This is a genomic window from Stenotrophomonas sp. 62841_Sma, from assembly GCF_056482945.1.
The window spans coordinates 4,502,458-4,517,361 of sequence record NZ_CM151224.1; the positions used below are offsets into that span (position 1 = coordinate 4,502,458).

Sequence of the window (14,904 nt, forward strand, 5' to 3'; positions counted from 1 at the left end):
CCGGATTGCCCTCCTGTCCGCCGCGCTAGTCGCAGTGACGGCCTGTGCGCGTGACTCGGGGTCGCCATCACTCGAGGAGATTGCCTCGAATTTGCCCACCTACCTCGCTCGTTACCCTGGCGTCCAAGGAGGGCGCCCGGGCTCCTGCATGGAACTGAAGGTCGACCTAGTGCGGGCCGTCAGAAGTGGAAGTATCGATGCATCAAGTGGGCTAGTTGACCGCACAGTCGACTCTAGTCGGCTTAGAAATGGCCAAGTCGTCTACTTTGAAGGGCTCGCTAAGAATGTAATCGTCCCCATCAAGACGGCCAACGAGACCCTGTTCACCGGAACGCTGGAAACCGCTGGCTCAACGGATGGGCTGCTTCTACGCTCGTCCAGCCAAGCAACCAACTCAAGAGTGAATGAGGGCTCCCTTATGAAGGGTGGAGCATCGTCTCCGATGATGGACAATCGAGGCGCTTACGTCTGTGGGTTCGGCGTAGCAGTCGTTGGTGGTCGCCTGAATGGAATTGCCGTTACGGATGCCATCGAGTTCACGCCAAGGTGAGCGCGAGGTCCAAACAAGTTTGGCTTTGCGTCGACTTGTGACCGAAGTACCTACGGTCCATTAGGGCCTTAAGGCAGAGAGTTGGGCTCTCTGCCTTATCGAGTAGGCGTAGGCAGCGGGGGCAGGTCCGCTATGTGGGCACTGTTCCTGCCTATTGGCAACACCATTCTTCGGCGACCATCCTTGAATGTGAGGAAGAGCTTGGGAGAATTGTTACCGTCCTTCGTAACGGTTGGCTCTCCCTTTCCCACAGCCATGACGTCAATTCGACTCAGAAGACGCGAGATGTGCTGCCTAAGCCTGACCCTGAGAAGATACAGCTGTTGAGTCTGCGCTGATGCCATCTCGTCGTACAAGCGCAACAGGTTCTGAGCAAATGTGCGCGGGTCTTCAACAGGCGCTCCAAGAGCCGCGTCCTCCGCTTGCAGCTCGTCGCAGCGTCTCCTCTGCTCATCGACCGCCGCTTCTAGCGTAGCAATCACACCGACAAGGGTTCGGACGTTCGCTGGGGCTTGCGAGACGAGTTCGCTTGATAGGCTCGCGAGTCTCCGCTCTGATTCAGCCAGCTCCAAGGAAGTCCGGGCGAGTTCGGTGCGGATGTGCTGCCGACGTTGATTGGTGTCCACACCAGCTAGCACCGCTGCCAGGTCAAGCTGGCGAAGCGCGTAGAGGACATACATCTCCACATCATCGTAGTTCCACGACCTGTACTTGCAATCCTTGCCACGGCGCCCCTTGGAGCAGACTAGGTAGCGACCGCCTTTGCGTCCTGGCCCCTTGTTTGCCATGGACATAGCGGCACCGCACCAATGGCAGTAGACAAATCCCGTGAACAGGTTCGTCAGCGTCACTCCCTGCCGACCAACGAGTGGAGCGATTGGAGCGTACTGCCTTGCGTTAACTCGCAAGAAGAGGTCTTCTTCAATCACCTTCGGGTAGTAGTCCGGCACCTCGTCACCGTCAGGTACTCGCTTCTTCACGCCCGTCGCAGTGTCGTAGTACATGCAATGAGGCTGATAGAAGCCTATAAGCGAGCGATTCCGAAGAATCTTTGAGACGGATGACGTTTGCCAGCCCTCACTTGGATTTCGGAAGCTGGAGAATCCATTGGAGTTGAGGTACTTGACGATGCGGCCGCGTCCAAGACCGGCGTCAGCCAGCTCGTATATTTTTCTGACTACATCGACTCGCTCCTGGATGGGTTTGAACGAGCTAGTCGCTTCGTCAAATTCCAACCATTCCGGCGCTCTACGACTAACGGGCTTGTTCGCAGCGTTCCTGCGCTTCGCCTGCCAAGCTGCCTTCACTCGCCTAGACTTTGTTTCAGACTCTTCATTGGCGCGATGCATGACGCTCAACGCCATGACCAGCGAAGTCAGCCCCGCCCCCTTATCCAGCACCTGTGCCCCGTCATCATTGAGCGGGACAACCCTGATGCCCTTGTCTATTAGAGACACCAACAAAGTCAGTGCGTCCATCACTCTCTGACGAGAGAGCCTGTCCAGTGACTCAACCAAGAGGTACGAGCCCTTTGGCACTCGGCCAGCATCCACCTCTGCAATGAATTTCCCCAAGCCATTGCGGAGGTTTGCGCCTCGATAGCTGGAGACGCCCAAGTCTTGGAATGCACTGCTCTCCGTAAGAGTCAGATTATTTTCGCGCACAAACGCATCGATAGCAGATTGCTGCCTTTCCAAGCTGTGCCCGTCACCCTGCTCAGGCGTGGAAAAACGGATGTACGTGTAAGCTAGTGTCATGGGGTGTAATGTGCCACACATTGCTTGCTGATCGGTAGCCCTGGCTGCGGCAAGACACTGCTGGCCTCGCGCCTGCCCAGTCTGTTGCCGGATACCGAAGAGACTGAGGCGCTGCAGCTGGCCGCGATTGCATCGGTGAGTGGCGAAGGGTTGGACCCAAGACGATGGCGGCAGCGGCCCTTTCGGGCACCGCATCACAGTGCCAGTGCGGCGGCGCTGGTGGGTGGGGGTAACCCGCCCTGCCCCGGTGAGATATCACTGGCCCACCATGGAGTCCTCTTCCTCGACGAGCTTCCAGAGTGGAACCGCAGCGCGCTGGAGACCCTGCGCGAGCCACTGGAGTCCGGTCACATCCGCATCGCCCGCGCGGCACGCAGCGTGCAGTATCCCGCGCGCTTTCAGCTGGTGGCGGCGATGAATCCCTGCCCCTGTGGCTGGGCTGGCGACCGCAGCAACCGCTGCCTGTGCAGCGACGAACGTATCAACCGCTACCGCGCGCGGGTGTCCGGCCCCCTGCTGGACCGTATCGACCTGCATATCAGCGTGACGCGCATGGACGCGGTGGAGCTGCGCGAGAGCACGCCGCTGGGTGAGCCCAGTGCATCGGTGCGTGAGCGGGTGGAAGCCGCCCATGCCCGGCAGCAGGCACGTGGCGCGCTCAATGCACATCTACCGCCGGCTGCGTTGCGTGCCTGTACGAAACTGAGCGAGGCCGATCAGGATCTGTTGGAGCAGGCGATTGAGCGTCTGCAACTTTCTGCGCGGGCGATGCACCGGATTCTGCGGGTGGCGCGCACGATTGCGGATCTGGCGGGTTGCGAGGTGATCCAGACGGCGCATCTGGCTGAAGCGATCGGGTATCGGCAGTTGGATCGGGGAAAGCCTTAGAAATGCCGGTCGGGTTGGCTCTTGGTGGAGTCGACCGTTGGTCGACTCGCGTGCGAAGCGCGGCCTTCTGTGAAGTAGATGCAAAGAGCGGTCGACTAACTGTGTAAACCCACTACGTTGTTCAGCGGCACTCTGGAGATAGGTGGCTGGCCGCCGATCGCCATATGGGGACGGTGCCAGTTGTAGTGGTGCAGCCATTGGTTCAGAACGGAATTGCGCTGGTCCGAGGATGCGTACTCGCAGGCGTAGGCCCACTCGCGCAGGCTGGTCTGGATGAAGCGCTAGGCTTTGCCATTGGTCCGCAGCGTGTAGGGCTTGGTTCTGATGTGCTTGATTCCAAGGGATTTGAGCAGCTTGGCAAAGGCGGTGGAGCGATAGCAGGCACCGTTGTCGGTCAGGATCCGCTTGAAGGTGATTCCCAGGCTGGCGTAGTACTCCAGAGCGCCCAGCAACGCCTGGCAGGCGGTTTCGCCCTGTTCGTTGGGGTGGACGCTGCTGAAGGCCACTCGGGAGTGATCGTCGATGGCCACGTGGACGTAGCCCCAGCCACCGCCCGCGGCGTTTCCCCGGCGTTTGGCATCGGTTCTGTGCCCTGGCCGCTGGAAGTTGCCCAGCTTCTTGATGTCCAGGTGCAGCAGCCCTCCTGGCTGATCATATTCGTATCGGATGACCTCCTTGGGCGGATCAAGCTGACACAGCCGATTGAGGCCGTGGGCGCGCATCAGCCTTGAAATCGTACTGTGGCCGACCCCCAGGGCCTTGGAGATGGTCAGGTAGGTCTGCCGCTTACGGCGGCGTTCCTTGATCTGCTCGACCACCAGCTCCGGCGTGGCGTGCGGCGTCTGGTGAGGCTTTGAGCTGCGGTTCTCCAAGCCCGATGGCCCCAACTCCCGGAATCGGCCCAGCCATTTGTAAGCCGTACGCACGCTGACGCCACACGCCTGAGCTGCTTCTTCCGGGCGCAGGCCCTCGTGAAGGATGCGGTGAACAAGAAGTGCTCGACTATGGACGGTCAAACGGGCATTTTTATGGTGGTTCATCCGGGCTCTTTGGGGTCTGGAAAGGTGTGGTAACCGCCATTTTCCAAAGATGTCCCGGATGAACAACCTACAGAGAGATCACAGCTAGCGCCCGCTCTTGCCCGCCGCCGTCGAGAATGCCTCGACTGTGAACACTGCGGTTGTTGTGCACACCGCACTTGAATCCGTTGCGAACAATTCCGGCAGTTGGGTCTACGAAAAGCTCACGTACTGGCAGGCAGGGCCGCAGCCCATCAGGATCGGCCAGGCAGCGTGACCACCAAGTTCCGATGGTGCTGCCAACGGCATCCTAGCGATGGCTATCTCGAGCCCGCGCTCGCACTGCCGCCAGCCGACCCACCCACGCTTCTGGGCATGCCTAATAGCTTTTTTGTAGCCACCTCCTGCAGCATCGCCTTGCCCACGCTCAGGTCGACCACCAACTGCTTGAGCTTGCGGCTTTCCTTCCCCAGCAACCGCAGCCACTTGAGCTAGGAGGGGCCCAAGCGGCCGTACTCCTTGCGCCACACGTAGAACGTCGCCTCCGCGATGCCCACCTTGCGGCACACCTCACCGACCGCCGTCCCCAGCTCGACCTGCTTAAGCGCGTAGGCAATCTGCTCCTCGGTAAAACGAGACCTCTTCATCGCCTGATTCCTCATGATCCACGGGGGCCATGCGAAGCGAATTCTCTACTTTACGATGGCCCGGCTCTTCAGGGGTGAGTCATTTGAAAACAAAGTCCGAAAGTGCGCGCTCTCTCACGATCCAGAACGCCGGATAGGCGCCAAAGTGAGATCCAAGCCTCCGCGGCTCGGAACGCCTCTTCCTCCTTCTCTATCTGAGCACGGTAAACTCGCATCTGCTTAGCAAGGACGTCCGATACAGTACCTTCTCCTGCCTGCACAGAGATTTTGGAGGCGTCAGCGACATCGGTTAGTGTAAGAAGAAGCTGTGTAGTAGCACGCGCGCGAACGGATATCTCCCCGATGCGCTCTACCGCATCGATGACGTCTCGTTCCAGCTCACGCTCCTTTGATTCGTAACGGTGCATTGCTTCATTGGAGAGATGCTTTGTACGGTCCCTCTCCGCCCTGAGTGCCCCCCCCTGGAATAGTCGATACCCAACTTCAATCCCGATGTAAGCACTTCTCGCCCTCTCACCAATCCGGTACTCATCACCTGAAAGTCGATCTGATGCCATAACAACAAGTGAAGCTGTAGGCAGCCTCTTTGCGGATGCCGCATCTACAAGCGCATTCGCCGCCGCGGCCCTCGCGCGCAACGCAGCCAACTGTGGGTTGTTCATCCGCATTAGCTTCACCCAGTAACTGGCCTCAATTACCTGAGGCAACTGGGTGGGGTCCAGACGAAGTGCCCGCACATCGCGATCGTCTATCACGTCACTGAGGGAGAGAGCCCTCAGTGATCGCTTTGCCATTGCCAAACGCCCTTGGTTTGTGGCCAGATCCACGGCTAGGCGACTGAGTTCAGCTTGTATCTCCATCACTTCAAGCCTAGACCCCTCGCCTAGTGACATCAGTCGATGCGCTCGAGCCAGTGATCTCTCCAGCTCGGAGATTCTCTTGTTCGTCATCGCCAGAATGGACTGATATCTAGATACCTCCATATAGGACAGGAGTACTCTCTCGACAATAGACTGCCACTCATCACTGGCTGCATGCTGAGCCGCACTACTATCGTACTTACTTGCACGGAGACCGCCATATGCGGGTGCTATGTATAGAGGCTGCCTCATAGTTACGTTTGCGGACTGGGTTGGATAATTGTCCTCTGTAAACGCATTTCGCCCGCTCTTCAATTCAGAAGATGTTCGACCTTGAGAGTAGACTGCTTCAACCGATGGCAGTAGCGCTGCCCGTGCCAAGGAAACTTCAGCCTTCAGGGCACTGGATCGCGAATGCGCTGCTTTGATCTCTGGGGCAATAGCGAGAGCGGAATCTAGCAAGGCCAAGATCTCAACCGAAGCATCCCCATCAAGGCCCGGGCGGCACTCAGCATCACCGGCATAGGCAGGACTGGCTAGCAGTGTAAATATAATAAGTGTAGGAAAATGGCGCATAATTGTACGGAGGAATGACGCGCCCGCACGATGCACGGGTACGCCAGTGTGCGACTCGTATCAACGAGAGCGATCCCGCTCCTCCACCAGCCGATTCCAATTGGCAACTATGCCTTTCGCCTCGCCGTCTCCGGCATCGGCCGCCAACTTTGCATACATCAAGGCAAGTTCATCACTCTTAGAGACGCCCTTACCCAGGAAGTACATCGCCGAAACGTTCACGTAGCCTTTGGGATTACCAAGCACTGCGGCCTCTAGGTAATAGTCGACCGCTGTGGACGCCGGGCGCATCAACTCCTCACCATGTTCCAATATGAGGTTGCCGAGCCAGAGTCGAGCCACCGCATTCTTCGGATCCTGTTTGGCGGCAAGCTCAAGCAGTCTAAGGCTCTCTCGATAGTCGGCGATTCCCCTTGATAGCCGTGGATCAGCGAGTATCCTCCCAAGTAGATAGCTTGAGTGTGAGTTGCCTGCCTTCGAGTCAAGCGAGAGCTTCTCAAGGTTCAGGCCACTACCGCCGCCCGGAGATATCCCAAGACTGGAATCAAAAGAATATCCGGCCTGATCAAAGTGGAGGAGCCTTTGCTCCATGCCAACCAGATCGACCGGCTCCGGGACTGAGCCGAACAAGCCCAACAGAAGAAGAAAGCTTGGATTCATATCAACTTCCTTATGCCAGCTGTACTGCTTGGTCGTGGAGAGGGTGGACATCGAACTGCCATACGGCGTCAACGAGGTCACTGTCATCAACCGGTGGACCTTGGAAGGCTGAGAACATGTCGTTCGCTTGCTTCAAAAGAATGTCAACAGCACTTGTGGAGTCGCCATTTTTCCACGATACAGAGGCTTCGGCTGTGTGAATGTTCCCGTAAGAATCCCTGCCACTGCCAGCCACGGAGGCGAGGCTGATGCTATCAATTCCAAGCTGCTCAACGCTGATCAGCTCACCTTCGTCAGAAATTCCGTCTTGATTAAGATCCCGCCATACCGCCAGGCTTGACCACGCATCATCCAGCTCGCTAATAATTCCATCCGCATTGCTATCAAGCTCCGCCAGCGCGACGAATCCGTCTTTAGATCTCGTCCCATCTCCCAATAGCGTATGCTCTCCAAATAGCTCGGAGCCATCCGATATCAATCCATCCCCGTTGCGATCCAATACAAGCAGCCCATCGTTTCCAGCTATCCAACCGGTCGCTTCCGAAACGCCGTCACCATCAAAATCGAAGGTGACGCCATTATCAATTGAAACTGTGGAGACGCCTCCTCCATCCAAGTCAATGGCGATTGGGGTTATGTATGCATCACCAATTGATTGAAGATTCTCGAGGACTCCATTTGGCGTATTCTGCAGCTCGACATTGACACTAGCCGCTTTCAGCGTCTCCTGAACAAAGTCGATGCAGTTATTCGATGCAAGATCGTACTCCGGCGGAGTCAACTCACCGTTTTTGTAGCCATTTATCGTTCGTAGAAGTGAATCGATGGACGCACGGAAGTTTGGGTTATTAGACGAAAATGTATGGCTTGACGCTCCGGGGTACATCTGCACGTCACCAAAGCTAATGTTGTCATGGGACGAGCCCCAGTCAGCGCCGGGGGAGAAACCGATGGAAGACCGCTGGTATCCGCTGGATGTAAAGTGCTCAACGCTCAGAAAAACGTGACCAGTGTGCGATACTTGGCCATCGGCGCGCACAGATCCAGCCGGAGCTGTCCACACGGTAAAGCTCTGCCTATGAAGATATCCAGGTGGAAATGCGGCCGGTCCCGTCATGGTCGAGCGATGCTGTTCTTGGATGGCCGTGTAGTAGTGCTGGGACATGAATTCTCCTTTTCTTTGTTTTTACTTCACTTTGTTTGAGGGCGAGTTCTTTCGCCCTCCCAACCAGTTCTAGCCCTATCAACGACGGGTTTGACCAGGTATCCAAAAAGTGTTCTCTCGCCGGACCGAACGAATATCTCAACCGGCATACCAATCTTCTGCTTCAGTTGTGATGGAGAGCCATCCATACGTACAGATATTTTGTAGTAGGGCTGTCCATTTTGTTGATCTATAATTCGATCGGCGGATATATTTGTTATGGTTCCGCGGCCACGAGGACTAGAATTTCGATCCACCGCAGTGAATCCAATGTCCACTCTGTCACCGACTTCGATGTCGGCAATCCTGTCTACCTGAAGCGCGCCTTCTGCGATAACTTCTGCAGTTGGCGATACAACCTCCATCATCCGTTGTCCTGCTTGGACGTATGCGCCTTCTGTATGAACGGATAGGCCTATGACGTAGCCACTCTCTGGTGACACGATCCGACTCGCAAGGACCCTCGATCGTGCGGCATCCAATGCCGCATTCAATGACTCCATTTCAGAAATCAGGTCAGCGAGCTCTGCGTAGCGCTCCGCGTCTCTAGATCGATCGATTCTCTCTATTTCTGCTGCAATCTTTTCCACTGAGGCTTCAGCTTGGCGGATACCGTTCCGCTCCCGCTCGAGCTCTGCCTGAATGGAAAAGTAGCTCCTCTGTAACTCTAGATACCGGTTGCGCGGGATCAACCCCTCTTCAGCCAGAATTCGCATGTTCTTCAACTGATCGCTGATCAGAGCTAGTTGCTTATCACGCATTCCTACAGCCTGACGGCCGGAGTTCACAAGCGACTTAGCGGACCTTAGATCGGCATGGAGAGACCTGGAATTCTGAAGCTCTGCCTCAGACCGGGCGACTCTAAGCTTGCTCTGGATTGAATCATCACTTTCGGAACGGTCAGTGACAAGATTTGATGATTCATGACTAATGCCAAGCTCAACTTCAAGACGGTCAATTTTTCCTACAACCAAATTCCGCCTAGCGCTTGCCGACTCAACCTCGGCCTTTGCGGCGGTACTATCTATTATTGCCAACAGCTGATTCTTCTCTACGTAGGCCCCGTCAACTACGTTCAGCGACACTATCCTGCCCGAAGTTAGTGCATCAACTAGCTTTCTGCTTCCGTTGGGAACAAGTGTGCCGGGGACAAGCACCCCCTCGGGAATAGGCGCTAAAGCTGCCCATAGCGAGAAGCCGCCAAACCCCAAGCCAAGCGTAATCAGGACCCTGAGATGCAGCCGGTTTGAACTCCGTCGCAGCCGTTGGGACACATGCTCAGATCCATCCTGTTCAGTCATGCTGCTGCGCCATCTTCTTTCTCTGAGATCAGGGACGGATTTTCTACAGCGCGAGCTCCGGTAGGATGCTCACGAGCCACCGTTTCGATCCGTTCTCCAATACGCTGAAGACGGCCATCCTTCATGACCAGGACTCTGCTACATACAGGTAGAAGTGACTTCCGATGCGTGCTAACCACCACAGTCGCGCCTGCTGTCTTGAGTGTAGTTATACAGTTCAGAAGTGCGAGATCCCCCTGCTCATCCAGATTGGCATTCGGCTCATCAAGCAGAACGAGATCTGGCGAGCCATACACCGCCCGTGCCAGTGCGACCCTCTGCCTTTGGCCTGCAGACAGGTTGATCCCGGCGGGCCCAACGTCCGTATGCAGCCCATCGGGGAGGGAGCAAATCAGCTCTTCAAGCGCCGCAAGTCGTATGGCCTCATCCAACTTATCCGCGGTGTGCTCAGGACTGAACCTTGAAATATTCTGCAGTATCGATCCGGAGAGAAGCTCTATGTTCTGATGGAGGTAGCCAATTCGTCCGCCTTTCATCTGCCACATAGGGAGAGGTAAGCCGTCAAAGCTAACTGCTCCTGCGGAAAGAGGTAGTACGCCGGCAAGCGCTTGAAGAAGCGTCGACTTCCCACTGCCCGACACTCCAATGACTGCTAGTACCTCGCCCTTGGCCAACGTGAAATCGATGTTGCGAAGGGCCGGATTGGCGTACTTCCAAGTAGCAGGAGATGCTGATCCAATGCTGCATGTCAGGCCGCTCATTCCAGCCTGTGGATCCAGCGGCATACTGACATCGGGCTCGCTATTGAGTAGCGTCTTCATTGCTCGCCAGGAGCCATAGGCTGCAGTGATATCCCGCCATGAAGACGTAATTTGATCGATTGGCGTCAAAGCCCTGCCAAGGATTATCGACGATGCGATCATCATGCCGGCAGATATCCTGCCCTCGACAACTAATGCCGCGCCTACACCTAGCGCTGCTGACTGAAGCGCGAGGCGAGTTGCCTTTGATGTCGCAGCAAATCGTGCGTTGGTCAGTCCTGCAAGGACGTGATGCCAAAGTAGCGCGTTGCGTTCCTGCGTCCATCGCCCTTCGACAGCCTTTTGCATGTTCATTGCCACCACTGAACTTCTTGAATTCAAAGAGTCATTCAGCATTGCTGTAGCACGCTGCCGAAGAGGGCGGGCCTTGATCGACTCCGATCTGGCCGATCTACCGCTCCACATCGCTAGCAAGATCACGCATAGGACACCCGCCGACGCTAGGTATCCCATCACTGAGTCAATCCAGAACAGGACCACTACAAAAAGAGGTGTCCAAGGCAGATCCAGAAGTGGCATCGGCTTTCCCGTTGCAACGAAGCCACAAACCCGCTCGAGATCCCTGAAGGCTTCGGTGGGCACATACGGCCCTCCCCCCTCTCTGCTGAACGCCCATGAGTGAACCTTGGACGACAGCAGTAGCTCGAGCCTTGCCCCCAAGTGCACCATGATCTGGCTTCTGAGGGCATCAACTACGCCCCCTAGCGCTAGCAGGAATCCTGCAATCAGCGATATCAGTCCAAGTGCGTACAAAGTGCCCGAAGGTAGTACGCGATCGTACACTTGGAGCATATAGAGCGGTGACGTAAGCGCCAAAACATTGCTCACGATGCTGAGAGCAGTTAGTCGCAGGATTTCGTCCTTGGGCACACCCACATCTAATTCCTTTCAATGCTCTGCTCGGACCTTTCTATGGCCCTTAATCATTCAGCACCGCTTCCGAAAGGCCCGAGCCCCGCTGGCCAAGGAGTGACTTCCTATGGGGCTAGAGGACACTTACAGAGGCAGCGACCGCATGTCTTCCTTAGATGAGCGGTCCAGTGGATGACTTTAGGTGCACGCGTTGATGCGCAACACGCGATGCAGAATCTGTGCCGACGCGACAGTTCGAAGACGAGTGGATGGCGTAGCGGCGACTGATATATAGGTCATGAGGCAAGCAATTCTGCGGTTGGCCAATTCATAGATGGTTGACGCGATGCGTCACTGGATTGGCTTGCTGGGACGATAGCCCCACGGCTTGCGACGCGCACTATAGATTTATGCTTCAGATGGGTCAAGGGATTACTGCGCTTCTCCCTCTCCCTGCAGCGGCGCCGCGTGTTTGGTGAAAGCGCGCGATCTTCCTACCGATGATGACGCCGCGTTCCGCCCATCTAGGAGAGCTGACATCAAGCATGAGCTTCCTTACGATCTCTTGTTGAAGAGGTGAGCAAAGATGATCGCCGCTGACGACTGATGCAGTTGCGGATCAGGCGCGAGTCGCCTTCCAGTTCAACGACAGGATGGAGACTGCAGAATTCTGCGAGGATGGGAGCGAGCAGCCCGTATCTTTCGTTTGGGGTGCTCTGATCTGGCTCCCCGTCCGTGGATAGCAGGACATCGAGCAGCGGCTTTGAATGCTCGTAAAGCAGCCACCTGGCTCCGGTCATGCCCTGGTGGCGGGTGCTGAGCTCCAGCAGAGGATGCTTCTTCGGTAGGCCAGTCCACTCCGCCGGCGCATCCGCTTTCGGCCATCAGCGGACATTGGTTATGATCTTACCAGCCTCATTCTCTATGGATTGGCGGCGGGCATATGCACCGATGGCTCCGGTACGGCAATTGCCCGCGGCGACCTCAGTGAACCGGTATCCAGGTCGTAGCGGAACACTTCCTCCTCGTTGTCGGTCCTAACCACGACGCGACCGATGGCCAAGTTCTTGTCCACGGTCAGCGTTACCGCTTCAAGGTCCAGGAATGCCACGGTCGATCAGGTGTCGAAGCCACCTTCGTCCAGGGGACGGATCAGGCACGCGCGATCTCCCGGCCGCCCCAACTGCAGCTAGCCCTTCTTGGTGATGGTATGGGCATACAGCCGCTGGCCATCCGGGTCCGATCGTGATGGCGGTCTCGCCCTTTGCGTAATCCCTCGCGGGGCGGTCCAGCCCCTTGATTCCCATACGATTGAACGTGAGCAACCCGCGGTCGTCCAGATAGTTGTGGCCGATCTTGGTGCCGCTGTTGGCGGGCCAACGAAGGTGCATGTGGACGTGCGGCGGGTCATCGCGGTGACCGTGCGGATTGTTGCCGAACGTGAGGTCATTCGTTTTGCTAATCCCCTCCACAAATCGCAGCTCAGCAACCATGCCGGCGCGCTACCTTCGCCAATCAACAGATTTGCGATGTTGGGTACGCGCTGCACTGGAACGGCAGTGAACATCACCCAACGCTCAGGCCTGTACCGCCGTTGCCATACAGCGTGGCCCAACAGCGCTCAAGCGCCCCCCTACTCTGGCTCGACCAGGTCGGTGGAGAGCGCTCATTCCCCCAGAGCATTAATCCGCTCCCGTAAGCGCTTCAAAGCGATCTTCAATCCATCGTCTTCTGCAGGATAGGGAGACCCGAAAAGGGGGACTTCGACCCACAGGTGTTCCTGTCCAGGATGCACGTAGGGTCCATGGTCATCCAGCAACAACGCCGCCCCCGGTACCGCGGACACGAAACTTAGGTCCTTCGTCTTGCCAGACCAATCGACATACCGAAGCAGCGCGAACCAGCCTGGCGCACTGCCCTCATCTGTCAGCAAAGAGGCAATGCTCCTGAAGCGGCCTTCAGGCACCGTGGTGAAAACCACCAGTTCATCGAACGACAATCGCGCGTCTTCCAGGAACTGGTAGAGACCAGGTCTGGGGATCTGACTGATGGCATTGGAGATGAGCGTACCTTCAAGGTCCAAAGCCAAGATGCTCGGCTTCATGAGGTGCCTCCTCTCGGCGCATACGCCCACCTTGCGCCTTCCGCGCGGGAGTGTCTATCGTGTGAGCCTAGTGGTACGCCCGCACCGTGACCCTACTGCTGCAGTGTAGGCCGGCGAGCAATCACGGGCAGTTTCATTTACCAGCCTGTGACGTCCAGGCCGGGGCATACGGTCGCGGCTCGTGGGATCCCGATGGGTATGCTCGTGGCATGCAGAATCAGTCCATCTCGAAGCGCGCTTCATCCATTCGACAAGGTCAGGGATGAAATTATCGGAACGATCGATGGGCTCTACTCTGGAACGGGCGGGAATGCGTGACGATCCAGAGGATCCTCGGCGGATCCAGAGTCGTGGTCGATATGGGGAAGATGTGGGAGGTAGAAGAGTATGTGGCCAGCAGCCCAGAAGAGGGCAAAGACCAAGTCGAGCGCAAGGCAGCGACAGTTTTGATGCCAGGTGTCCCTCTCGACCAAGCGATCGTGTGGCTGGCCGGCGAGCAGGCTTTACCTGATCTTCCGGAGCGTTCAGGCTTGCCTCAAGGCTTCCGATGGATCAAGTCGGCTCCCGCGGCAAAGCGAGCGACGATCGTCGCGTACGGAGAGCAATGCGTGGCCGCACTACTCGAGCGGAGCCGAACCGAGCCGGTTCGCGCGTTTTTGGCGCTCCACCGTCAATGTATCTCAGGAACTCCCCACGTGCGCGACTGCACGAGCTGGAATTCGGGAAAGCGCGGAGTAGAGATGTGGATCAGCCGCCACCAAGGCCGCATTGTGCGGAAGATCCAGTAGGCTAACCGACTACAGGATGCCGCCAGTTCGGCGCGTTGGCTGGCCCTGCCCCCACGGCATCACTTATCCGCCACTACAACTGCCTCATAACCAAGGCATATCGCGCGGCACGCTCAAGTGAGCCGATTCCTCGTCCGGCGCAGATGGAACCATCTTTGGTTGCGGATCCGCTAAGTCTCCGCTCGCGTATGTGCCCATCTTGACGCGACATCCTGAAGCGCTGCGGGACAAGGTATCGCCTCATTCTTGGAGACGACATGCCATCGCTCGCCGCGCTTCTCGGGCCACCATTTTCTGGCCCTAATGGATCGCAACGGTATCTGAAGAGCAATAGAAAGGACGCTTTCCAGGTCTTCGACCGCCGCCGAGTTCCCATCAGCCTCTATTACTTTCAGCAGCGCCCGTAAGCGGCGAACTGGCTTGGGTTCTGTGGCTTCACGAGCGGGGCGCGGCGGCAGCGCAATGTTGTGGCCCAGCGTCTCTCGTGCGAAGCGTAGCACCGAGCTGAGATTGGCCCTCGTTCCTGGCACCATCGTCAGGTGTCGCTCGAGGGATTGCTGATTCAGTTCAAGCAGGGATCTGGCACCTGCTGAGCGCATGAGACCTGCGGCTGCCGATAAGTACAGCCTGCGAGTCCGCACCGGCCGCTCAGATTTGATGAGCCATAGGTTGTACTGAAACAGGTCATCGCTCCACCTTGCAGACTGTGCTTGTTCAAGGATCTCATCTACTCGGGCGTTCTCAACGTGCTCCTGCTTGTCTTCCTCGGTGATCTCAATGCCCAGTACATCGCAGGTGTAACGAAAGGCTAACTGGTGGCGACGCAGACCAGCCACTGTGAAGTTATCCAACAGCGACTGCGGAAGCACGTGTTCCT

Annotated in this window: 9 protein-coding genes and 3 pseudogenes; 1 reads left to right on the plus strand and 11 read right to left on the minus strand. The window is 57.0% G+C overall.

The window, feature by feature from the left end; all coding sequences use genetic code 11:
- Window positions 1–645 precede the first annotated feature (645 nt).
- Window positions 646–2,307 (minus strand): recombinase family protein, encoded by a 1,662-nt coding sequence (locus ACZK5G_RS21000; protein WP_158489379.1) that lies wholly within the window; start codon window positions 2,305–2,307, stop codon window positions 646–648.
- Between the two features lie 18 nt (window positions 2,308–2,325).
- Here ACZK5G_RS21000 and ACZK5G_RS21005 point away from each other — a divergent pair.
- Window positions 2,326–3,195: pseudogene (locus ACZK5G_RS21005) on the plus strand (YifB family Mg chelatase-like AAA ATPase); the annotation flags it as partial.
- A 95-nt stretch (window positions 3,196–3,290) separates the two neighbouring features.
- On the opposite strand, the pseudogene ACZK5G_RS21010 reads toward ACZK5G_RS21005, so the two are convergent.
- The 10 genes and pseudogenes from ACZK5G_RS21010 to ACZK5G_RS21055 form a co-directional block, all read right to left on the minus strand.
- A pseudogene (locus ACZK5G_RS21010) lies at window positions 3,291–4,235 on the minus strand (IS481 family transposase).
- Window positions 4,236–4,594: 359 nt separating this feature from the next.
- Window positions 4,595–4,861, minus strand: a pseudogene (locus ACZK5G_RS21015) (transposase); the annotation flags it as partial.
- A gap of 68 nt (window positions 4,862–4,929) precedes the next feature.
- On the minus strand, window positions 4,930–6,297 hold the full coding sequence (locus ACZK5G_RS21020) for a TolC family protein (RefSeq protein WP_478464671.1): 1,368 nt from the start codon (window positions 6,295–6,297) through the stop codon (window positions 4,930–4,932).
- Window positions 6,298–6,357: 60 nt separating this feature from the next.
- Window positions 6,358–7,008, minus strand: a complete 651-nt coding sequence (locus tag ACZK5G_RS21025; RefSeq protein ID WP_478464672.1) for a tetratricopeptide repeat protein — start codon at window positions 7,006–7,008, stop codon at window positions 6,358–6,360.
- A complete protein-coding gene (locus tag ACZK5G_RS21030; RefSeq protein WP_478464673.1) occupies window positions 6,968–8,122 on the minus strand; it encodes a hypothetical protein in 1,155 nt (384 codons plus the stop codon). Before ACZK5G_RS21030 ends, ACZK5G_RS21025 begins: the two co-directional genes overlap by 41 nt.
- 26 nt (window positions 8,123–8,148) lie before the next feature.
- Window positions 8,149–9,462, minus strand: a complete 1,314-nt coding sequence (locus ACZK5G_RS21035; RefSeq protein WP_478464675.1) for an HlyD family type I secretion periplasmic adaptor subunit — start codon at window positions 9,460–9,462, stop codon at window positions 8,149–8,151.
- Window positions 9,459–11,159: a type I secretion system permease/ATPase gene (locus ACZK5G_RS21040; protein ID WP_478464677.1), complete on the minus strand. Its 1,701-nt coding sequence runs from the start codon at window positions 11,157–11,159 to the stop codon at window positions 9,459–9,461. Before ACZK5G_RS21040 ends, ACZK5G_RS21035 begins: the two co-directional genes overlap by 4 nt.
- 898 nt (window positions 11,160–12,057) lie before the next feature.
- Window positions 12,058–12,246, minus strand: coding sequence for a hypothetical protein (locus ACZK5G_RS21045; RefSeq protein WP_478464678.1), 189 nt, complete (start codon window positions 12,244–12,246; stop codon window positions 12,058–12,060).
- Between the two features lie 555 nt (window positions 12,247–12,801).
- A complete protein-coding gene (locus tag ACZK5G_RS21050) occupies window positions 12,802–13,239 on the minus strand; it encodes an NIF family HAD-type phosphatase (RefSeq protein WP_478464679.1) in 438 nt (145 codons plus the stop codon).
- A gap of 958 nt (window positions 13,240–14,197) precedes the next feature.
- Window positions 14,198–14,896 (minus strand): hypothetical protein, encoded by a 699-nt coding sequence (locus tag ACZK5G_RS21055; protein ID WP_478464680.1) that lies wholly within the window; start codon window positions 14,894–14,896, stop codon window positions 14,198–14,200.
- Window positions 14,897–14,904 lie beyond the last annotated feature (8 nt).